The organism is Pseudovibrio sp. WM33 (genome assembly GCF_001623165.1).
Taxonomy (GTDB): domain Bacteria; phylum Pseudomonadota; class Alphaproteobacteria; order Rhizobiales; family Stappiaceae; genus Pseudovibrio.
Map to the genome: position 1 here is coordinate 480,034 of NZ_LMCK01000090.1, position 21,605 is coordinate 501,638.

15 protein-coding genes are annotated in these 21,605 nt (G+C 49.2%); 13 read left to right on the forward strand and 2 right to left on the reverse strand.

All coding sequences use genetic code 11. The annotated features are described in order from the left end of the window. Nucleotides 1-191 precede the first annotated feature (191 nt). Both PsWM33_RS17495 and tssM read right to left on the reverse strand, forming a co-directional pair. Nucleotides 192-1,625: a TssA family type VI secretion system protein gene (locus tag PsWM33_RS17495; RefSeq protein ID WP_063297239.1), complete on the reverse strand. Its 1,434-nt coding sequence runs from the start codon at nt 1,623-1,625 to the stop codon at nt 192-194. A 5-nt stretch (nt 1,626-1,630) separates the two neighbouring features. Continuing rightward, nucleotides 1,631-5,257, reverse strand: coding sequence for a type VI secretion system membrane subunit TssM (gene tssM, locus PsWM33_RS17500; RefSeq protein WP_342585936.1), 3,627 nt, complete (start codon nt 5,255-5,257; stop codon nt 1,631-1,633). Nucleotides 5,258-5,485: 228 nt separating this feature from the next. Here tssM and tssB point away from each other — a divergent pair, with 228 nt between their 5' ends. The 13 genes from tssB to PsWM33_RS17565 all read left to right on the forward strand — a co-directional run bounded on the left by tssB (nt 5,486) and on the right by PsWM33_RS17565 (nt 21,315). Next, nucleotides 5,486-5,995, forward strand: coding sequence for a type VI secretion system contractile sheath small subunit (tssB, locus tag PsWM33_RS17505; RefSeq protein WP_063297240.1), 510 nt, complete (start codon nt 5,486-5,488; stop codon nt 5,993-5,995). A 96-nt stretch (nt 5,996-6,091) separates the two neighbouring features. Beyond that, nucleotides 6,092-7,585 (forward strand): type VI secretion system contractile sheath large subunit, encoded by a 1,494-nt coding sequence (gene tssC, locus PsWM33_RS17510; RefSeq protein WP_063289815.1) that lies wholly within the window; start codon nt 6,092-6,094, stop codon nt 7,583-7,585. A gap of 9 nt (nt 7,586-7,594) precedes the next feature. Next, nucleotides 7,595-8,053 (forward strand): type VI secretion system baseplate subunit TssE, encoded by a 459-nt coding sequence (tssE, locus tag PsWM33_RS17515; RefSeq protein WP_208980636.1) that lies wholly within the window; start codon nt 7,595-7,597, stop codon nt 8,051-8,053. Between the two features lie 18 nt (nt 8,054-8,071). Next, complete coding sequence (gene tssF, locus PsWM33_RS17520) at nt 8,072-9,859, forward strand: type VI secretion system baseplate subunit TssF (RefSeq protein WP_057462093.1); 1,788 nt, start codon at nt 8,072-8,074, stop codon at nt 9,857-9,859. Then, nucleotides 9,823-10,857, forward strand: coding sequence for a type VI secretion system baseplate subunit TssG (gene tssG / locus PsWM33_RS17525; protein WP_063301051.1), 1,035 nt, complete (start codon nt 9,823-9,825; stop codon nt 10,855-10,857). Before tssF ends, tssG begins: the two co-directional genes overlap by 37 nt. A 9-nt stretch (nt 10,858-10,866) precedes the next feature. Further along, nucleotides 10,867-12,366: a type VI secretion system-associated FHA domain protein TagH gene (tagH, locus tag PsWM33_RS17530; RefSeq protein ID WP_063301052.1), complete on the forward strand. Its 1,500-nt coding sequence runs from the start codon at nt 10,867-10,869 to the stop codon at nt 12,364-12,366. 65 nt (nt 12,367-12,431) lie between these two features. Then, nucleotides 12,432-12,992, forward strand: coding sequence for a type VI secretion system lipoprotein TssJ (tssJ, locus tag PsWM33_RS17535; RefSeq protein WP_063289819.1), 561 nt, complete (start codon nt 12,432-12,434; stop codon nt 12,990-12,992). A 29-nt stretch (nt 12,993-13,021) separates the two neighbouring features. Next, complete coding sequence (gene tssK, locus PsWM33_RS17540) at nt 13,022-14,371, forward strand: type VI secretion system baseplate subunit TssK (RefSeq protein WP_082827050.1); 1,350 nt, start codon at nt 13,022-13,024, stop codon at nt 14,369-14,371. Then, entirely contained in the window at nt 14,371-15,189 is an 819-nt protein-coding gene (gene icmH, locus PsWM33_RS17545; RefSeq protein ID WP_208860544.1) for a type IVB secretion system protein IcmH/DotU, read from the forward strand. Before tssK ends, icmH begins: the two co-directional genes overlap by 1 nt. A gap of 17 nt (nt 15,190-15,206) precedes the next feature. Continuing rightward, the gene (gene tssH, locus PsWM33_RS17550; protein WP_063301053.1) at nt 15,207-17,909 is read left to right on the forward strand and encodes a type VI secretion system ATPase TssH; all 2,703 of its coding nucleotides are present in this window, start codon (nt 15,207-15,209) and stop codon (nt 17,907-17,909) included. A 37-nt stretch (nt 17,910-17,946) separates the two neighbouring features. Continuing rightward, the gene (locus tag PsWM33_RS17555) at nt 17,947-19,518 is read left to right on the forward strand and encodes a sigma 54-interacting transcriptional regulator (protein WP_063297249.1); all 1,572 of its coding nucleotides are present in this window, start codon (nt 17,947-17,949) and stop codon (nt 19,516-19,518) included. Further along, on the forward strand, nt 19,508-20,383 hold the full coding sequence (locus tag PsWM33_RS17560; protein ID WP_082827051.1) for a type VI secretion system-associated protein TagO: 876 nt from the start codon (nt 19,508-19,510) through the stop codon (nt 20,381-20,383). The genes PsWM33_RS17555 and PsWM33_RS17560 overlap by 11 nt, the downstream gene beginning before the upstream one ends. A 32-nt stretch (nt 20,384-20,415) precedes the next feature. Continuing rightward, nucleotides 20,416-21,315 (forward strand): pentapeptide repeat-containing protein, encoded by a 900-nt coding sequence (locus PsWM33_RS17565; protein ID WP_063301054.1) that lies wholly within the window; start codon nt 20,416-20,418, stop codon nt 21,313-21,315. Nucleotides 21,316-21,605 lie beyond the last annotated feature (290 nt).

The following is a 21,605-nucleotide window of genomic DNA, read 5'->3' on the forward strand; positions in this document are numbered from 1 at the left end:
GGCAGAGAGAAAGACAGGAAAGTTGAGTGGCTTGGAAAAACCCTTCTGTCGCTACAGCTTACCAACGTTTCCCGTCTTTATTGTCAAGAAGAAACACTTGTCGTTATGTTCTTTGTATAGAAATCTATGAAATTTCATTAGAGATCACTTATTTACATTTTTGTATTGATGTGACGCTCAAAAACAATGAATTAAATACTTTTGTTTCGGCTTTTGCGGGTGAGTGTGGCGGCTCTCTTGAAGAATTCGGGGTCCCAGTCGGTAATGGATGTTTCTTCGACGGATGTTTGTAGGCGGAGTGTTTGGTCGGAGACGAGGGCGGAGAAGCCGGAGCCTGCGAGATCTTCCAGCATGGCAAGTTCCATAAAGGCTTTTTGGCGTGGGGAGCGTTGTGATTTGTATTCACCGTTCCATTTTGAGGCCAATCTTGGATTGCCGACGAAATCTGTGAGTCCCTTACTTTCCTGCTGGCTATCTGCCTGAGCAGGCATGTCTGCGTGGACTGGTTTTGAGTTCAGCCATTCTGCCGTTTCTCCTTCTATGAAGGGGGTTCCATCGTTGAAGCACAGCTCGCGAAGTTCCGGGAGTCGGCCTATAAAACCTTGGGTGCTCTCTGTGATCGCATTTGCGACTTGAATGTGATCTGCTTTGAGGGCCAATTGAGCTGAAATGAACTGCCCTTCAATCCAAAATGGCATGGAAAAAAGCGTTGTCTCTAACTGGTGAATGACCGTTATATCTGCTTTACTTTGTTTGAGCGCATCGCGATACTTGTCGCAGGTATCTATCGATACGGCAGGAATAATAGATTTGGACTCAGATGTTATCTGAGGTGCACCTGTTATCTCTTGCCAGCACGCATGACGGCGCAGCTGGTAGATAAAGGGAAGGGATGGATCTTCCTGAAAGATGAGTGTGCATATCTCAGCGGTGGTGCGTTTAAAGGAGCGTGCATCCATCGGAGTTGCAGAACTGATGCTTCCCGTCTTCGCTCCATCTCCTGATGTAGAAGAGCCTGAGGTGGTCTGGGCTTTCTCATTCTCCGTCTGCTTCTTTTCAAGCTCAAGTCTCTCCTGAAGCACACGAAAATCTTTTACAAGGCCGTGCTCAAGCAAGAGTTCGTTTTTGGTCAGGCGAGCAAGGCTTTCATCCAGTTTTTCAGCCTCTGTGCCGGGCTTGCCGGGCACCACATCCATACTGAACAATCCGCAGATACGACGCAGGATAAGATCAAATCGTCGATCTTCTTTTGGGCAAAGGTCCGCTCTTGGTATTGTTAAGCAGGCATCAAAACCCCGGATGCAACTGGTCAAAGCCCCGCGTGTTTTCCGCGTCATTCGGGCGAGCAACACAGCCTCCAGAACTGCCAGACTTTTTTGAGTGTTTTGCAGCAATTGCAGCGCTTCTCGCTCTACCAGACTCCAGTCGATCGAGCCGTGAGAGAGGGTGCCGCGCTTCATCAACTCATCACTGACGGCGTCAAAGTCTGGGTGATCTTCAATGTCGTCTTCAAAGCTATCTGAAATGGGGGAAAGGACGGCTTTGGCAAGGTCATCGTAGGATGTTACGAAAAGAGAAGAAGCAGCCGGAGCTGCCTCTTCTGATTTTGCTTCTGGTGCGGTCATAAGAGTTACATCTTTGCTGGTAGGATAAGACCGGACAATGGTTGCTTGCGTGCGAGCGAGCTAGCACCTTTGTGAAGCAGTGAGTAAGTCGCTTTTTGACCGTCGAAATTAAATTCGATCAGTGCACCATTGCTGTCAAAGCCCTTCGTTGTGGCGAAGTCCAGCAGTCGGAAACCAGACCACGGCCCCTTGAACGTAACTGTATGCGGGCGACCTCTTCCTGCAGGGAAGACTGAAAGGCTGCTCTCTGCCTCATTCGTGAGGACATTGGGCCAAATCACGCGGATTGGGCGCCGGGGGCCATGTGAATAGGAAATGATCTGACCTTCAATATTCATCACAGCGCGGCGTAGCTTGGCTGCGAGGGCAACGGGTTGAATATTATATTCAACGCCGATGAGGCCTTCAGAGTTAAAGTAGCTTCTGCGCAGATCCAGAATGATTTTGAGATTGTCCTGAAAATCCTTTTCGATGGCTAAGTGGCGACCATCGATGGTCTTGGGTTCACCTGTCGCTTCATCAACAAACACGATGAGGTTTTTCTTATAGAACGTCTCGATTTTGCCGCCGGGACCGAAAAAGCTCTCAAACTCTTCAAGCGGTATCTCTTGCTCAGCTTGTTTGTTGAACGGATAGAGCTGAGCGTAGTTCAGATTATAGCCGGCATAAATCTCTTCATTCCAGCTGCGCTGTAGTTCCTTCTTCGCTTCTTGTAGCAGAACTTTCCAGCTTTGGTCCGCCAGTTTTGCAAAAAAACGGTTCAACGGGCTTGGTAAATCGACACCCACTCGTTTGAGTGTGTAGATCGGATCTTCTCCCTGGAGATCGATTCTGGCTTTTGCGCGAGCAAGGGCCACTTCGCCAGAGCGCTCTCCAGCTTGGCGGATGTCTTTGAGGTATTCGTAGAGCGTATTGAGTGCAGCATCGAGATCTTCAAGATAGGCTTTTTCGCCTTCCTCCGCCTCAACCAAGCCGTTCAGATTGGAAAACGCCCGCCGGACACGTAATCCTTGCTCGCGGTAAATGTCGAAGGGAAGGTCGGAGTCTACGGCCTGTTCGGCATTCAGCTCAATGAGCTTGCCCTCATAGATCTCTGTTTCACTTTTGACGCGGTTTATGAGCCTGTTCAACGGCCGGTCTGGGCCAGTCAGGGTTTCAAGAATATCAACCGCATGATCCAGATTTCTGAAGTCGGTAATTTCCAGGCGGTTCAGCGCGGTGTTCCAGCTGGATATGTAGTTGGTTGCATAGCGAGAGACGATCTTGCGCCGGAATTCCTTCAGGTCGGCTTGAGAATACTCAACCGTTTCGCGCTCATCAGCGACCCAGGCATCTTCCACAGCGACGACAGAAAGCCCGTCATTCATCTTTACGAAGTAATCTAGGTAAGCGTCTTTTGTGAAAAATTCTTTCACACCGATTGGTTGATCGCTCCCAGAGTGTTTCCCGGTGCCATCAAAGACGATGTTGTAAGCAGGGCCAATGTCATTGCGGAAGTTGACCGATGAGGCAAGCTGTCTGTCACTGACCTGTTCGATATTGCGGTAAAGGCGTAGATCTCTTGGAACTTCTCTTAAGTCTCTTTGAGAGGTTTCTACCAGATCCTTGTCTAGTGCGGCTTCTAGGCCTGCAGTCTCGATGGCAAAGACCAGATGATCACGAAGGGCTTTTTGCAGCTTCAGATCACCTTCAAATTGCTCTTGCCATTTCTGCTCCATCCAGGCTTTGACCAGTAGCTCATTTCGTCTCGATGCATCTCCCAGCATGAGATAGACGCGCAAAGCTTCTAGGCGTTCATTGCTATCTCTGCCGGCCTCGTCTTCTCCAAGTTTTGCGATCTCATCTCGCACGTACGCTGCCACTTCTGGGAGAAAATAACGTGCAAGCATGTCTACGTATGCTTTTTCAACCTCTGGGCCAATTTTGTGGCCCTGATAAAGCTCCAGCTGAGACATAAGCCAGTTTCTGTTGCGGTAATTTCCAAATATGTCGCTTGCCGATGTAAGAGCCCCAAGAGACCGAATATAATTCTGTCCAGATGCATTAGAGTTTTGCGCCGGCCCTTGTTGGAGCAGCTCTTCAAAGTTTTCAGTGATATCGACGACCTGGTCTGCGCGCGCGCGGTTGCTCTCGTAACCCATCCAATAAGCGCTGAAAAAGCCGACATACAACAATGAAGCGGCCAAACCTGACCCGATGAGGGCGAAACGCTTCGCCCGTTCAATCTTGATATTGTCGCCAGCAAGGCCCGCTTCTTTGAAGACCACTTGGTCAAACAGGGAAGAAGAGAAGTACTGTTTGGATGGACCACTGTGAATGGGCAGGATTGGAGGCGCGATTTCGTACTTTTGTGAGGTTGCTTGTAAAACAGGATTGGTCGGGATGGCTTCTTGTCGCGCGGATGAAAAGAAGATACCGCGAATATGAGGAGCGGTTGAAAACTTGTCTTGATGCAGGGCCTTACCGAGAAACCCACCCAAAATTGTACTCAAACCAGCCATTTCTCGGGTAAACAGGTAGAGCTGTCGACGTTTGTGTGCTGAGCGAATATCTGAGATACGATCAACAGTAGTATGATTGAGGTTATCTATCAGTTTGGCAAAGGCTGCATTGAACTCGTCTAACCACTTGTCTTGATCCCGACCACTATGAAGATCAAATGTAAAGCCAAATGGCTTTGCCCTTTCTGCTGTGGGCAGACATCCAATGAACTCATGAAAACCATCTATAAGATCGAATTTGGTAAGCACGACATGGACGGTGTAGCGCGTGCCCAGCACTTCTGTCATTTCGCTCAAACGAGCATGAATAAGTGCTGCTTTTGTGTTTCGCTCCTGAGAGGAAAGCGAAATAAGCTCTGATAGGTCGAGACATAAGACAACGCCGTTGATGGGCCTGCGTGGTCGGTTGTCACGCAGGAGTTTAAGAAAGCGGCGCCATAAACCTGCGTAATGTGTTTCATGAGTGTCAGATTGTTTTCCGTTTACATGTTCAACAAACTGGCCAGCAACATCAAACAGAACCGCCTCATCGGTTACCCAACAATCAACGTCTTTTGTCGGTTGCACGTGCTTGGCATCTTCTTGAGAGAAAAGATGTGCAAGTGGAAACTTTAAATTCGATTCAACAATAAGGGATGTCTTGCCCGAACTTGGAGATCCCAAAACCACAAACCAGGGTAGTGCGTAAAGGTTCTTTCCATTTCTGCGAGAACCCTTGCCTGCCCAGTTTCTGCTGATGGTTTGCAGGGCTTGGTTGAAGCCACGCTCGAACTCATTGAGATAGGATAGATCAGGTGCTTTAGGCGTTTCTCTTTTATATTTATTTTTACTTAAATCAACTTTCTTCTTCTTTATGCTTACATAAATTAAGTTACTGGCACCCCATATTATAGAAAACACTGCCATTGCAAGGGCGCTGTAGATTAACTTTCTTTCGCCTGAACCTGCGAAGGAGAACACGAAATCCCTGAAAAAAAATACACTTAAAACGAGTAAAATTAGAAATATTGAGCTTATAAATATATAGGATGTAGTTAATTTAATAATCGATAATAGTATAGTTTTAATTATTGAGAGGGCTCTAAATATCATTACGTTTCTCTGGTTTGTATTAGTCAGGTCGAATCGCATCTTGAGGCAGTATAATCTTTTTTCTCGAAATATTTACTTTGCTAATCAATATTACTAAAGTCTAATAACGGAAGTTATACTTTTGGGTTGTCGTCTGTTTTTCTTTCCGATAGGCCTAATGAAAATTTAGAGTCGAATTGACGCTAAAGTTTTCAATATTTAATTTAAGTATAATCTTAGGTAATTCTAAGATGTCTTCAATTTTGTTAAGAAGAGTGGGGAAGGCTTATGGCTGGCAAGGAAGGTTCTGTTGCACCCAAAGAGCGGATTAACATTCGCTATGTTCCTGCAACTGGTGACCAACAGGAAGAAGTCGAACTGCCGTTGCGTCTTGTCATGTTGGGTGATTACAACGGCAAAGAAGATGATACGCCTCTTGAAGAGCGCGAATTGCTCTCAGTTGATAAGAACACCTTTGCATCGGTGATGAAAGAAGCGGGGCTGGAGCGTGAGCTAACGGTCAAAAATACGCTTGTTGAGGAAGAGGACGCACAGCTTGCTGTCAATCTGAAGTTTGAAGGACTGAAAGACTTCGAGCCAGATTCTATCGTGAAGCAAATTCCTGAGCTTAAAAAACTAATCGATCTGCGTGAGGCTCTTGTTGCTCTGAAAGGGCCGCTTGGGAATATTCCTGCGTTCCGCAATCGATTAGAGCAGTTGCTGCAAGATAAAGAGCAGCGTGAGAAGCTTCTTTCAGAGTTGGATGCAGTGGTTTCGTCTCAGGAAGAGAGCAGCTGACTCTACGTCATTATCAATAGATTTTATAAACAACTGCGGAGCTCGTTCGTTTTGATCCGCAAGTACATTTTAAAGTAAAAACATGGATGTGATGACATGGTAGATGTATCAGCTTCTACCGGCCAGCCAGATGTTGCCGGTTCGGGGGCCGCGATTTCTCTTCTTGACCAGATCATGGAAGAGACCCGCATTCGCCCTGAAGACGAAGAAAGCTATTCCATAGCGCGTAAGGGCGTTGAAGCGTTTATTTCTGACCTCCTTGCGAGCCAGGAAGTTGACCAACGGATAAACCGTGTACTGGTTGACCGTATGATTGCAGAGCTGGACCTGAAAGTATCAGCGCAGCTTGATGAAGTTCTGCATGATGAAAAATTTCAGGAACTCGAGTCTGCTTGGCGCGGTCTGAAACTGCTGGTTGACCGGACGGATTTCCGTGAGAACATCAAGATTGATGTGCTTTCTGTCTCTAAAGACAAGTTGCTGGAAGATTTTGAAACCAGCCCGGAAGTCGTACAATCTGGTCTTTACAAACACGTCTACTCCAGTGGGTATGGCCAGTTTGGTGGCGAGCCTGTAGGCGCAATGATTGCCAACTATGACTTTGGTCCTGGTGCCCGCGATGTAAAGCTGCTTCAGTTTACTGCCTCCGTTGGCGCAATGGCCCATGCTCCGTTTATTGCGGCAGCTGGTCCGAAAATGTTCGACGTTGATGAGTACGTGGATCTGCCTGCGCAGAAAGATCTGTTCTCCATCTATGAAGGACCGCGTTTCCGCAAATGGATGGGCTTCCGTCAGAGTGAAGACTCCCGTTACGTTGGCCTGACATGCCCACGCTTTTTGCTGCGTATGCCATATGATGCGGAAGAAAATCCGGTTGATGCGTTCGTCTATAATGAGAACGTGACAGAAGAGCATGAGAGCTATCTGTGGGGTAACACTTCATTCTTGATGGCAACCCGCCTGACAGAGAGTTTTGCCAAGTACCGCTGGTGTCCAAATATTATTGGTCCGCAATCAGGTGGTGCTGTTCACGACTTGCCGGTACATGTGTTTGAAGCCTTTGGTCAGCTCGAAGAGAAAATTCCAACGGAAGTTCTGGTTACAGATCGCCGTGAATTTGAGCTTGCCGAAGAAGGTTTCATTTCACTGACAATGCGCAAAGGCTCTGACAATGCGGCGTTCTTCTCCGCAAACTCTGCTCAGAAGCCAAAGATCTTCCAGAACACCAAGGAAGGTAAAGAAGCGGAGACCAACTACAAACTTGGCACTCAGCTTCCTTACATGATGATCGTCAACCGCCTTGCTCACTACATTAAAGTGCTGCAGCGCGAACAGATCGGGTCATGGAAAGAGCGTGAAGATCTGGAGCGTGAGCTTAATACCTGGCTCCGGCAGTATGTGGCTGATCAGGAAAACCCACCTCAAGATGTACGTTCACGTCGTCCACTGCGTGCAGCAGAGGTTATCGTCTCTGATGTAGAAGGTGATCCGGGTTGGTACCAGGTGTCTTTGAAAGTGCGTCCGCACTTCAAATACATGGGAGCGAATTTTGAGTTGTCGCTCGTTGGTAAGCTGGACAAGGATAGCTAAGGGCTGCCCATGAGAAAGCGCGATGAACCCGTTGTTTGGGACAGCAGGCTTCGTACAGCGCGTGGCAGTTTGTTCGAACGTTTGATTGCTGATGAGGAGGAGATTTCTCCTCCTCAGAACATCGATCTGTTGGAAGCAAAAGTAAACTCTATCAAGCGTCATCTAGCCAAGCTGTTGAATGCGAGAGCAGGGGCTTCTGCTGCTACACCAGATTTGGGACTGGTTGATTTCAACTTGTCCAGCGTGGCGACAAACGACCTTACGCAACATATTGCGGCCTCTATCCGCCAATGCATTGAAAAATATGAACCGCGCGTTCAGGTGCGGTCCGTCCATTTCGTTCGTGACCCTGACCGCCCGTTAGAACTGCGGTTCAAGGCAACTCTGCTCATGCCAGCCTTAAGCCAGGGGGAGCAGGTGCAAATCGATATTCTTATGAAAGATGGGCATGTCGCTCATATTGTTTAGTCAAGCAGGCAACCAGCTGTGAAAGCTTCATACTTTCAAGACGAATTGACTTATCTGCGAGAGAGCGGTCGGCTTTTTTCCGAACGCAATCCGCGGTTGTCGAAATATTTGTCTGATGCCTCCACGGATCCAGACGTGGAACGGTTGCTGGAAGGCTTTGCGTTTTTAACGTCAAAATTGCGCGAAAAGCTGGATGACGAGCTTCCAGAGCTTACCCATTCACTCGTGCAGCTGCTTATTCCGAATTTCCTACGGGCGTTTCCATCAACCACACTCATGCAGATGGTCCCCGTCGAAAAAGCGATTACAGAGCGTCAGGTATTGCCGTCGGGCTCGCAGATCTTGTCTCGCCCTGTTGATGGTATTGTCTGTCCCTTTCAGACAACAGCAGACGTAACGGTCTATCCGCTCGATATTGTCGATCAGGATGTTCAGCGTTCTCGCGAAAGCACTGTTCTGACATTGCAGTTCCAGACATTGTCAGGCCTGCCTCTGTCCCGGCTGAGTTTTAATGACCTGCGTCTATGGATCGCTGGCGATGAAGTCGCCGCCCAGATGCTTTATTTGTGGATGGGCCGATACCTGAAAGACGTCACGGTTTGCTTTCGTGCTGATGGGGACAATGAAGACGGTGTTAGCCGTTACAAGCTTCCAGCCTCAGCACTGCAGCCGGGAGGTTTTGGCGGCTCAGAGGCGTTGCTGCCTAATGAGAATTCTGCTTATGAGGGCTACCGGCTCTTACAGGAATACTTTGTCTTTCCTGCAAAATTCCAGTGCTATGACATCGATGGACTAGAGCCCTTTTTCCGCAATCGTGAAGAAACAGATTTCTCATTAGAGTTCACTTTTTCCAGACCTTTGCCACCTGATGTGAAAGTGCGTCCGGGAACGTTCCGCCTCTATTGTGTTCCAGCGGTAAATTTGTTCGACTATGACGCCGAGCCCATGAAAATCGACCATAGTCAGATGCGGTATCCAATCCGACCGACAGCAAATGGTCGCGGCGCCATAGATATTTTCTCTATCGATCGGATCATGAGTTGGCGTGCCGCGAAGGATCCAACGAGCGGTTCTCATCTGCGTGAGTATCCCTCCTTTGAATCTTTCCATCATGAGGTCGAGCGTGCGGATGGTTTAACTCAGATTTATTATCGTCTGAGACTTCGCGAAGCGTTGGGCAAGCGCGGTATGGAGCATCTGGTTTCATTCGTGCGCCATGACAATGAGCGCGCCATTCCAGAACATGAAGTTCTCTCTGCTGATCTAAAGTGTTTCCATCCCAAACATGCCATGGAATTGGGCGCAGGTGATGTGCGTGAGCCGACAGGTGAAACGCCGAGCTTCGTGACATTTAAGAACCTGAGCCAGCCCAGTGCACCAGTCTATCCACCGCTGGATGGATCGCTTTACTGGAACCTGATCTCCAACCTTTCTCTCAATTACGTTTCATTGCTTGAAAAAGAAGCTCTGAAGACCGTGATTGCGACCTACGATTTTCAAGCTCGCCTGAACCGGCAGGACGAGCGTGTCAGTAAGCAGCGTATTGATGGCATCATTTCCATCGAGACGAAACCGGTCGACAAGTTATTTCGAGGGCAGGCCGTTCGAGGTTTGAAAACTGTCATGTCTCTCAGCGAAGACGCATTCCAGAGCGAGGGCGAAATGTTCTTGTTCTGCAGCGTGCTCGCAGAATTCTTTTCTCTCTATTCAAGTGTCAATTCGTTCCACGAACTCATCGTGAATGGAACACAAAACAATGAAGTCTATCAATGGCCAGCGAAAATTGGGCGACAACCTCTGATTTAAGAGGCGACCTACAGTTTAATGCTCGCAGCTGGTCATTCTTCCAAGCTGTTGAGCTGATCCAGCGTTGTTATGATGAGCGCACTGAAGTTGGTACGCATCTTTTGCCGAAAGATGAGAAGATCAACTTCAGCGTCATGCACTCGCTTGGCTTTCCGCTGTCTGATATCGCCAGCATTGAAAGACAGGGTGATCAGAAGACGAACGTCGAACCGGTCGACTATGTTGATTTTAATATGGAAGTGACGTTTCTCGGCCTGCACGGTTCAAGCTCGCCATTGCCCTCTTATTATCAAGAGGTCATAGCCAAATATGATGCACAAGGCTCCTTGATGAAGGGGTTCTTTGATTTCTTCCATAATCGTCTGGTTGGCCTCTTACACCGTTCCATGCGCAAGTACCGCTTCTATGTGCGTTATGAGCCGGGTGCGCTGGATCCATTCTCTCAATGGGTGTTCTGCGTTTTTGGATTATCAGATCGGGAGTCGCGGCAAAAATCACCCATCAACTGGGCACGCTTGCTTACGTTCGCAGGCGTTCTGGCGTCTCGCAATCGTTCACCTGCTGCGATCGCAAGTGTCGTGTCTCACGCCTTTTTTCATAAAGAAGTGGAAGTGGAGGAATGGGTTCAACGAAGAGTAGATATTCCCGAAGGGCAACGCTCTGAGCTGGGTCAGCACAACATGTTGTTGGGTGAAGACACCATTATTGGAGATAGCGTTTCTGATATCTCCAGCAAATTCAATATCTTCATTAAGAATTTGAGCTTTGAACGTTTTCAGGACTTCCTCCCTCATGGACGAGACTACAAGGCCTTGCGAGATCTGGTGGAATTCATGCTGCGTGATCAACATGCCTACGACATCAAGTTGGAACTGGCGGAAAACCAAGCTTCACCGGTCATGCTTACCGACGAATATGAAGGACGACTGGGTTGGTCAACCTTTCTGGACAAGGGTGATGGACGCTCGCGCGAAGTCCTGATCTCCGCGCGGTTGTAGGAGGGTAGTATGAAACTGGTCCTGGTCATCAACAACACCTCCACGCTTGAGAACGGCAGTAAAGCCACTGCGACATTTGACAAGGCAGGCGGAAACATTGGTTCTGGTGAGCAATGCCATTGGCAACTGTTGGATCGGCGCAGCTCTGTTTCTCGCGAACATGTACGCGTGTTTTTCCAAGACGGTGTTTATTGTGCCGAAGCCGTGAGCGATGAAGGCATTATCGTAAATGGCTCCAATCGGCCGATCCCAACAGGTCAACGGTTCCGTGTCTCTGACGGTGATATCTGGAAGGTCGGGGCGTTCAAGTTGACCACGTATGTGGTTGCGGAAGGCAGCGAGCTGGAAGACCAAAGCGAGCAATGGGCTGGCCGGTTTGCAGCCATAGACACAATTGTGTCTGGACGCTTGCAGGATGAAGACGAGCACACACAAGATAACATCGAATACATCCTCGCGGACCGGTTAGAGAGCGACCTGAGTGAGGATTTCTTTGCAGGCAATCAGCGGGCAGGTGCGCTTGCATGCGATCCTGTAGAGGTTCTTGACCAGCAGGATGATGAAGGCCTGCCAGGCAATCAAGATCCGCTTTCTCAATTAAATCATGACAGCAAGCCCGACCAGCAAGAGTTGGACGAGGACTTATTGAGCACTCTGGGGCTACAGCCTGAAAACAGCGGTAAGGCACTGGGTGTGGATGATCCTCAAGCACATCACCGTTTGATGATCATGCCCCAAGCAAAAGGAAACCATACAATGACCAATACAGGTACAGAGCCGGTTGATCCGGATATGGACAGCTATCTTGAGTCTTTGACGAAATCGGGCGGGCAAGAAATGTTGGTCAGCGATATTCAGGAGACCGAAAGCTGGCATGGTTCCGTTGCTCTTTCTGAATCCGGAGAAGAGGGCATGGTAGATCATGTGGTGCTGCGACCTCTTCTGACTGCATTGGGATTACCGGCTGGTAACATGAGTTTACCTGAAGCGAACCGTATCACTCAGGATGTTGGTGCAGCCTTGAAAACGGCAATTGCTGGGTTGATGGCCATTCATACGCAGCAGTGGGAAGACCGTTCGTCAATGAACGACACTCACCTGCACCCGGTGGAAGACAATCCGATCCGGCTAGCTCAAAGCCCTGAGCAAGCGATTGAGGATCTTCTACTTGTCCAGAGCCCAGTTCATTTAAACGCACCGTCTGCCATTGAAGAAAGTTTGATGCAGATCGAGCTGCATGAGAAAGCGAGCCGTGTTGCTGCTGATGAAGCTTTGGAAGCGGTTCTCCTGGGCCTTTCTCCAGAAAATCTGAAGAAGCGATTTGCGCGCTACAAGGGGCATGCGCCTCGCACAGGTGACCTGGATGGCTGGAATTGGCAGATGTACGAGCATTACTACCATGAAATGCGGTCCGGTCGTCAGCGTGGGCTGACACGCATGTTCTGGGAGGTCTTCCGGCAAGTTTATGATCGTGAAATGCGGAGCCAGCAATTGTACGCAGCTGAGTGACGTTTGATGGCTAGCGAAGATTTGAGGGTGTCCAGCTTTGGGAAGAATGAGGCGGTAGGCATACGATGAACTGGGGTTGGACACTAAACGCGCTCCTGCGAAAGAGCTCACATCTTGCCTTTGCACTAGCTGCACTGCTGGCGTTGAGTGCATGCGAAGCACAGAAAATTCCTGAGAAGGTTTTCAAGGTTGTCATGGATCCAGGCATTCCGGTTGGAGAGCCTAAGGACCAGCCGACACTGATTGATGTGACCATCTTCTCAGAGCCAGGATCGAACAAGAATGATCTGGGCGAGAGCGTGCCGATTGATGTTTGGGTCTTCCAACTGGGTGACGATGGCAAGTTGCTGCAGTCCTCTTTTGAAGAGGCAACCGAAGACTACGAGAACGCTCTTGGAACCACCTTCATTGATGTGAAGGAGGTTCAGGTCATGCCCGGTGAATCCAAGGTCGTGAGTGAGCTTGAGTTGGATGAAGACACGGTCTTCATTGGCCTTGTGGGTGGCTACGCGAAGCCTGAGAAAGTCGATTGGCGCGTCGTCGAGCAGGTCAAGCCCAAGGGAGAAACTTACAAGCTGCTTGCTGTCATCAGCAGAAAAAAAATTATCACGAACCTTCATCGGTAGGTTTGAGAGCAAATAGGTTTATTTAGATTATGTCACTGCGAAACCATGTAATTTGGCGGGATGGCCTGTTTTTGAAGCCCCACCATTTTCAGCAGCAACAACGATATTTAGAACATCTTATCCGCTCTCGCAGCGAGGCGATTGATCCTTACCAGCACGGGGTAAGCCGGTTGGAGATCAATAAGGAAAGCTTGCTGCACGGTAAGTTGCTGGTTGACTATGCGCTGGGAATTTTCCCCGACGGTACAACGATTGATGTACCTGGCGAAACAATGGCGCCTGCACCTTTGGATGTGAGCGGTGAAAACGTTGTCGGGCAGACGGTTTATCTGGCTTTGCCGTTGCGTTCAAATGGCGTTCCTGAAGTTGAAGATCCCCTCAATCCTCAGGATGCGACCCGAATGCGTGCGTTTTCTCAGGATGTTCGCAACAACACCAGTTCAGATTCAGAGGCGTTTCTGGTCGATGTGGCTCAATATCGGTTGCGTTTGATGCTGGAGCGCGAAGATCGTTCTGCTTTCACGTGTCTTCCGCTGACACGTATTCGGAACAAGAACTCTGATGGCAGTGTGGTGTTGGATGATGAGTTTTTGCCAATGGCCTCAACTATTGATGCCCAGCCCCGCCTGCGCAAAACATTGGATGACCTCGTAGGACTGTTGCGCCAACGAGCCTCACACATTTCAAGTCGTATGGGAACACCGGGTCAACGTGGCGTTTCAGATGTTTCCGACTTCCTGATGTTGCAAACGATCAACCGTTTATGGCCAGAATTTCGGCACATGTCCTCCCTCAAAGGAGTGCATCCAAAAGAGCTTTACAAGATGTTCTCCGGTGCCGCTGGAGAGCTGGCAACGTTCACGCATGAGCAACGCATGCCAACAACGTGGCCTGCCTATCATCATGAAGAACCGCAGGTTTGTTTCGATCCTGTGATCAGCTCTTTACGCCAATCGCTATCGACCATCTTTGAAGCCAATGCTATCGCGCTGCCGTTGAACAAGCAGAAGTACGGCATCATCACGTCTCCGCTTAGTGATCGTTCGCTTCTAAACTCAGCAATTTTTGTTGTTGCCGTGAAAGCCAGTATGGAGCTGGAAGAGCTTGCAAAGTCATTCCCGGCGCAAACCAAAGTTTCTTCCATTGAGCGAATTCGCGAGTTGATCCATCTGCATTTGCCAGGTGTCGTACTTCAGAGACTTCCTTCTCCACCGCGACAGCTGCCTTACCATGCAGGGTTCTCGTACTTCCAGTTGGATGCCAACTCTGCAGGTTGGCAATACATTGAGAACGCGAGTGGTTTTGCCTTCCATATTGCGGGTGAATTCGCTGATTTGCAGCTGCAATTCTGGGCTATTCGCAATGAAAGGACAACATAATGAGTGAAGTCGCAAACCTGTTTGACTCTGGTGATCCTGAAGTTGTTGAAGAGGCGCCAATTGCAAGCGCCGAAACAGTACCTCAGAATTTGAAGGATGTTTCTCCAAGGCCGGTGCAACACATCAGTTTCCCCATGCGCGGGCACAGCATCAATAAGATCATTGATGCAAGCCAGTCATTACTTGCCTTGATCTCACGCATTCCGGAAGTCTCTGAAAACAACAAGTTAGATTACCTGCACAAAGATGTTCGGGCTGAGATTGAATCTCTTGAGCTAGAGCTCCAGCGCGAAGGATTTGATCGTGCCACCATTTTGGCACACCGCTATTGCCTGTGTTCTGCAATTGATGAAGCCGTGATGTGCTCTCCCTGGGGGCAGAACTCAGACTGGTCTGAACGAAGCTTGTTGGCGCTGTTTCATAGCGAAACCTGGGGTGGAGAGAAATTCTTTATCGTTCTCAGCCGTTTGATGCGGGATCCTGTTCGCTACATTGAGTTGATTGAGTTCCTGTATCTGCTGCTCGGGCTTGGTTTCGAAGGCAAGTATCGAGTAATGCACAATGGCAAGCTGCAGCTCGAAGAAATCATGCGTGATGTTCACCACGTCATCCGGCAGGAGCGGGGTGAGGGGAATTTCGAACTTGGTCAATCAGAGAGCAAAGTGATTGAGAAAGCGCATGTCGTTCATTGGCATACGCCTGTTTCTCTTGTTTGGATTAGCCTTTTAATTTTATGCGCACTGACCTACGCGGGGTTTTATTGGCAGATAGACCAATACACCGACGGGGTCGTCACTCAGCTGCGTGAAATGCTTTAATTTTTTGGAGATCGAGTATGGCTCGACTGGAAATCAAGGCGCTGATTGAGCGTCTCAACCCTTGCTGTCGTCAGGCAATAGAAGAAGCCGCCAGCCTGTGTGTTTCGAACTCACATCAGGAAGTGACAATTGAGCATTTCCTCATTTCTCTTGTTTCACAACCTGCAGTAGACATTAGGTTACTCGTACAAAGCCAGAATGTGGATGCAGACAAGTTGAACGAGGCTCTTCGCGCGACGTTCAACAGATATCGCCGAGTTGAAGCTGATCGCACACCGACGTTTTCACCGTTGCTTCAAGACCTTTTGCAAGATGCATGGTTGATCGCATCCGTGGAACAAAGTGAGAAAACTGTCCGCTCGGGTGCTGTTCTCATTGCCCTGCTCAATGAACGTGGCCGCTATATGCAGATGGACTACTACCCACTGCTGGAGCGGGTCTCTCCCGACGTTTTGCTGCGTGATTTCGAAGCGTTGACGGCTGGGTCTTTCGAAAAAGATCACCGTGCCGGGCCGGGAGCAACATCAGGCGCCGGAGAGGGGGCTGACGGCTTTCTGCAAAAGTACGGTACGAACTTCACTCAGCTGGCGAAAGATGGACAAATTGATCCGATCTTCTGCCGGGACAATGAAATCCGTCAGATCATCGAGATTTTGTGCCGTCGTCGTAAGAACAACCCAATTTGTGTTGGCGAAGCTGGTGTAGGTAAAACCGCGCTAGCAGAAGGTCTTGCCCTACGCATTGCAAATGGTGATGTGCCAGCAGATTTCGCCAATGTCTCCCTTTGGGGGTTGGATATCGGAGCACTACAAGCTGGTGCCTCTATGAAGGGTGAGTTTGAAAAGCGCTTGAAAGGCGTCATTGATGAAGTTCGCTCCAGTCCTGAGCCAATCATCTTGTTTATTGATGAAGCACACACTCTCATCGGAGCTGGTGGTGATCAAGGTGGTTCCGATGCTGCGAACCTTTTGAAGCCTGCGCTGGCCCGAGGCGAGCTGAAAACAATTGCCGCAACAACGTGGTCTGAATACAAAAAGTACTTCGAGAAAGACCCGGCCCTGACCCGTCGCTTCCAATTGGTGAAGTTGGATGAACCGACTATTGATGAGGCAATCATCATCATGCGCGGGCTTAAAAAAGCCTACGAAGACGCGCATGGTGTCTACATCACCGAAGAAGCGATTGGTGCTTCTGTTCGTCTGGCCGCACGTTACATCACTGGCCGTCAGCTTCCAGATAAAGCGATTGATGTGCTGGATACGGCCTGTGCTCGCGTTCGAGCCGGGGCAAATACGCCCCCAGTTGAACTGCAAGATGTTGAGCAGAGCCTTCAAACGTTGAGTTGGGAAAGAGAGGGCTTGGAACGCGATCAGCACACAGGTCCATTGGAGCCTGAGCAACTAGAGCGTCTCCACGCTATCGCAGACCAGTTAAATGAGCTTGAAGCGCGTAAAGCTGAGCTTTCACAGCGTCTTGATGCTCAGGTTTCCTTAGCTGAAAACTTTATTTCAGCTCGTGAAGATCTGTTCCAGAAACTGCCAGAAACACTCGACGAAGATGCCTTGGAGCAAGTGCGCACAAACCTTGCCAGTCACAAAAATGCGCTCATAGCGGAAGCAGGGGCCGAGCCGCTCATTTCGGTAGAAGTTGGACCCTCAGAGATTGCTGCTATCATAAGCGATTGGACAGGTATTCCGATCAATTCCATGGTGCAGGATGATTACCACCGTCTCCTGACACTCGCTGAAACCATGAAGAAAGCCATCAAAGGTCAGGACCACGCCATTGATGCCATTGAAGCACGCTTGCGCGCATCGCGGCTTGATCTGCACAAGAAAGGCCAACCGCTTGGTGTGTTTTTCCTCGCTGGACCTTCTGGGGTAGGAAAGACAGAGACAGCCCTTGAGGTTTCGCGCCGATTGTTCGGCGGCGAAGAGTTCATTACCACCATCAACATGTCTGAGTATCAGGAGCGTCACACGGTTTCCCGGTTGATCGGCTCGCCTCCCGGTTACGTCGGTTATGGAGAGGGTGGTGTGCTTACAGAGGCCATTCGCAAGAAGCCTTACTCTGTCGTGCTGCTTGATGAAGTTGAAAAAGCCGACCCGAACGTGCTTAACCTGTTTTATCAGGCGTTTGATAAGGGAGAGCTTGCTGATGGGGAAGGGCGCCTCATCGATTGCCGCAACGTGGTGTTTTTCCTGACCAGTAATCTTGGTTCAGACCAGATTGAGAACTGGGTTGCCAGTGCCGAAGATGGTCAGGTTCCAAGCCATGGCTCGATGCTGAAATCTCTCACACCGCTCTTTGCGCAGCACTTTAAACCCGCACTCCTCGCGCGGATGGAACCATTGGTTTACCTGCCACTATCTGAAGAAGTACTGGCAGACATTGTGCAAATGCGTCTTGCTGATCTTATTCAGCTCTTGAAGGACACGCAGAAAGTTGCGCTTTCCATTAGTGAAGAGGCCTATGAGCGTGTAACGCAAATGTGCCGAGTGGCCTCTAATGGTGCCCGGCTTGTTGATCAGGTTATTCAACGCCAGCTATTGCCAACGTTGTCTATTGAGCTGTTAGAAGCTGGCCATCGCGGTGAGCAGATTTCCGCAATTACCATTGACAGCCCGGAAGGTGAGGACGGCTTCACTTTCGCGGCAGCCTATGAGGCAGATGCTGACGAGGAACCAGCCGAAGACCTCGCTTTGGAAGAGGCGCATTAGTATTGATATGGAGGCATCTTCTACAACAGACGCTCTGATGACATTGATGACGTGCAGGTCAGAAAATGAACTGCGCGCCATGATGTTGAAGACTGTGTTGGCGTCAACCAGAGCACAAGCTATCGCTGTTTACTTGCCAGATATTACTGGTCGTAAGTTGATACCTTTTGCATGTGATGGCGGGCTACCGGTAGCCCGCCTTCCACAGCTTGACAATGAAGTCGGCACCGAGCGCTTCCGTGAGCTGGATGTCTTGCAGACTGAGCCATTCTATTTTGGGAAGACGCCATCTTCTGCGAAGACACAAGATCTGAGTACAGCTCTGTTCTGTCGTCATGGCTCTCTCGTTGCCCATCGGATACTGCTGGAAACGTCAGAAGGTCATAACACATACAATCAAGTCTACGTTTTCCTGCGCGCTTCAGCGGGTAGTACTCCAAGACTTCAGGAGGAGCACCACACACTGCATGTGTTGTGGCGCTCTTATTTCCACCTGTCCCCTTTGCTTATCTCTTTGGAGAACCTACAGAAAACTGAGGAAACGCAGGTTGAAAAGTCGAAGCACCAAAAAGGGCAGGTCGACTCCATGCTCTCAGACAATCTTGTGGGACGCTCGCCGCAGATTGTTCAGGTCAGAGAGAAAATCGCCCAATACGCGCAAAACAAGTACGCGGTTTTGGTGCAAGGGGAGACAGGGACGGGCAAAGAAGTCGTTGCGCGATCCTTACACCGGCTCTCACAATTTTCTGATGGACCTTTCATTGCAGAAAATATTGCAGCTCTGCCAGAGAACCTTATTGAGAGCGAGTTGTTTGGCTATAAAAAGGGTGCTTTCACCGGGGCAACTGAAAACAGAGACGGTCTTGTAAAAAGAGCTTCTGGCGGGACATTGTTCCTTGATGAGATTGGTGATCTCTCGATTGATCTTCAGGTCAAACTGCTTCGTATTCTTCAGGAGAAAAAGCTTCGACCGCTGGGAGGAAGTAAAGACGAGCCTGTCGATTTCCGCCTCATCTGTGCCACCCATGTTGACCTGAAAAAAGCGATTGAGAACGGAAAGTTCCGGGCCGATCTTTTCTACCGTATCACGCAGCTCACCATAGACGTACCACCATTGCGCAGCCGCGAAGGCGATAGAGTTCATCTCGCACGCCACTTCCTGCAGGAGATTGCTGTTAGTAACGCAGACACCTCCAAAGCACTGAGTGAAGAAGCCGTCTCCCTGCTGGAAACAGCAGAGCTGAAAGGCAATGTCCGTGAGCTGCAGAACTGCATGATCAAGGCCGTCTTTCTCGCTTATGACACTGACGAAATTTCAGGAAGTATTCTCAAACAAGCCATGAATGAGCAACTCGATACTGCTGCTGTGTCCGGAGCTCAGAGCAATTCTGTTGCAGGTGAGAACGAATACGATGATCTGTTACTGGCAGAAAAAGGACTTCGGACGGTTGTCTCAAACTTCGAGCTAGATTTGATACGGAGCGCGTATTTCCAGTTCAAAGGGGATCGGAGCAAAATGGCGGATTTCCTACAAATACCAAAACGTACCCTTGCCAACAAACTCAGCAAATTCAATTGTCCAACGATGGAATTCGACCATGAGAACTAGCAGGTTTGCTCACACGATTTTTGCAGCAGCGCTGGCCGGCCTGATAGCGGCTCCTACCAGTATTTCTCTATCATCGACCTCTTATGCAGAAACGATCACTTTGGAAAAACAGGTGGTTGAAAAATGCACTCTTACCATTGGCCGAGTTAACCGTTTGTCGTGCTTTGACCAGTTGCTTAAGACCCCTCTTGAGGTCTTATCTGCAGGAGAACCCAATCCAGAATTCGTTGAGAATGTAAATGCACCTGCAGGCCGCTTGGAGCGACAGGCGAAAACGATGGAGCGAATACGATCATCAGGGGATTTAACCTGGCAGTTTCGCTTTGGTGCAGTCGGACATCCCGCGATATTCAGATGGGATGAGATCCAGGAAGAGAGCATGCCTGCTCAACCACTGGAGCAACGTGATGGGACAATCCCTGAGAAGGCACAGGCACTGCAAACTGAACAAGCACAGCAACCGGTCATTCAACCAGGTGAAACCAATGTCTACCTCAGCATGAAAGCTGTGCAGTCTGTTGATGCTGGTATCGAGGAAAAGCCTGCAATCTTGCTGTTATCCTGTGTTGAAGACATCACAACAGTTGCCTTGGTGCTCAATGAGCCACACGTTAAACGCCGGGTTCCAATCCGCGTTATGCTGCGTGATCAGCGTATCGACAACGATGTCTGGCAGAGCGCGGAAAGCAAACGCATTCTTATCAGCCCACGTGGATTGACCAGCATCGCACACATTAATCGTTGGGCCAACGTAGATCGGGTGCAGCTTGATGTTGTGTCAGATGATGGCTCTCGTGCCTACTTATTCGACTTGGCAAACCTTCAGGACATGCTGCCGCCTCTTCGCAAGGCGTGTCACTGGTAGGAATTTGAATCTTTGAGACAGGCATTTTTCCAATGAAGCATAGTTTCCGTATTGCTGTGATACTGGTAACCCTCGGGTTTCTGACAATTCCAGCCTATTTGATTTGCGACTATCTCAATCTCATTCCCGATGAGTATTCCATGGTGCGTAACCTTGTCGTACTTGCGGGTGGTAAGATTGAAACGTTTAGAAGTCAGTTACCCGTCCCCAAAGGCGTCCCTTACACGCCAATTGAGCAAACATCGGTATTTTACAATGTTGCAGCTGGTCTGAGTGCACTCTTCACTGTTTTTGTTGCAATTCCAGCGTTTTTATTGCTCGCATATATCGCCAGTTCAGCTTTCGCAGCAGTTAAGGCAACACGACGAAACTACGTTTTGGGGCAGTTCACCAAAGCTGCCGAACTCCTTGAATCCGGGAATGGTGCTTTGCGTGAAGCCGGTGTTGTAATCCTCTCAGAAATCGCAAAGTCTAATCCAAACGAACACTTTCAGGATGTCCTGCAACTTCTGGCCGCTCACATTCGCAGCACGAGCTCTGCACAACGCTCAAACTTGATGGCGGGCAAAGAACATGCTCGTGCCCGCGGCGAGTTGATTGCATCAGTCCAAAAGGTATCAGAGCTGAGAAAGTTGCTCAGAAAGAAAGACAGAAGCATTCAGCTGGATCTAACCGGAGCTTATTTCCGGGGCATGAAGAGCAGTGGTGGTCTGATTGGAAAATCAAGCACACACGGCCCTGACCTGAGCTATTGTCTGTTAACGGACAGTGTCTTCGACGACGCCGACCTCACCAACGCAAACTTCTCGCAAGCAAACGTAAACCGTGCACGCATAGAAGAAAAATGGAAAGCCTTATTCTCCGTAGAACAATGGGCCAGCGTCCAAGTCATCAACGAAAAAGGAAAAGTCATCCGCCCACCTATCACTTGATAGGTGAATGTCTTGGCGAACACTAAAGATACTCTGTTGTGCTAATACTAAGGCGACGTCAATAGCATAAATGCATCATTAAATAATTCCTTTGGCTACCTGAATAAACAGGCAATTCATTAATGAAAAAGCAATAGTGCGGAATACTGGTGACTGAATATCAACACGCACTACAGAAAATGCAGTAACAAACGGATCAGGAGTTCCAGCAGAGGAAAACGTAGGTGGAAAACATCCACGGCCATCCAACCTTGGACTGGCTCAGGAAAACTGGAGAGCCTTCTGATACG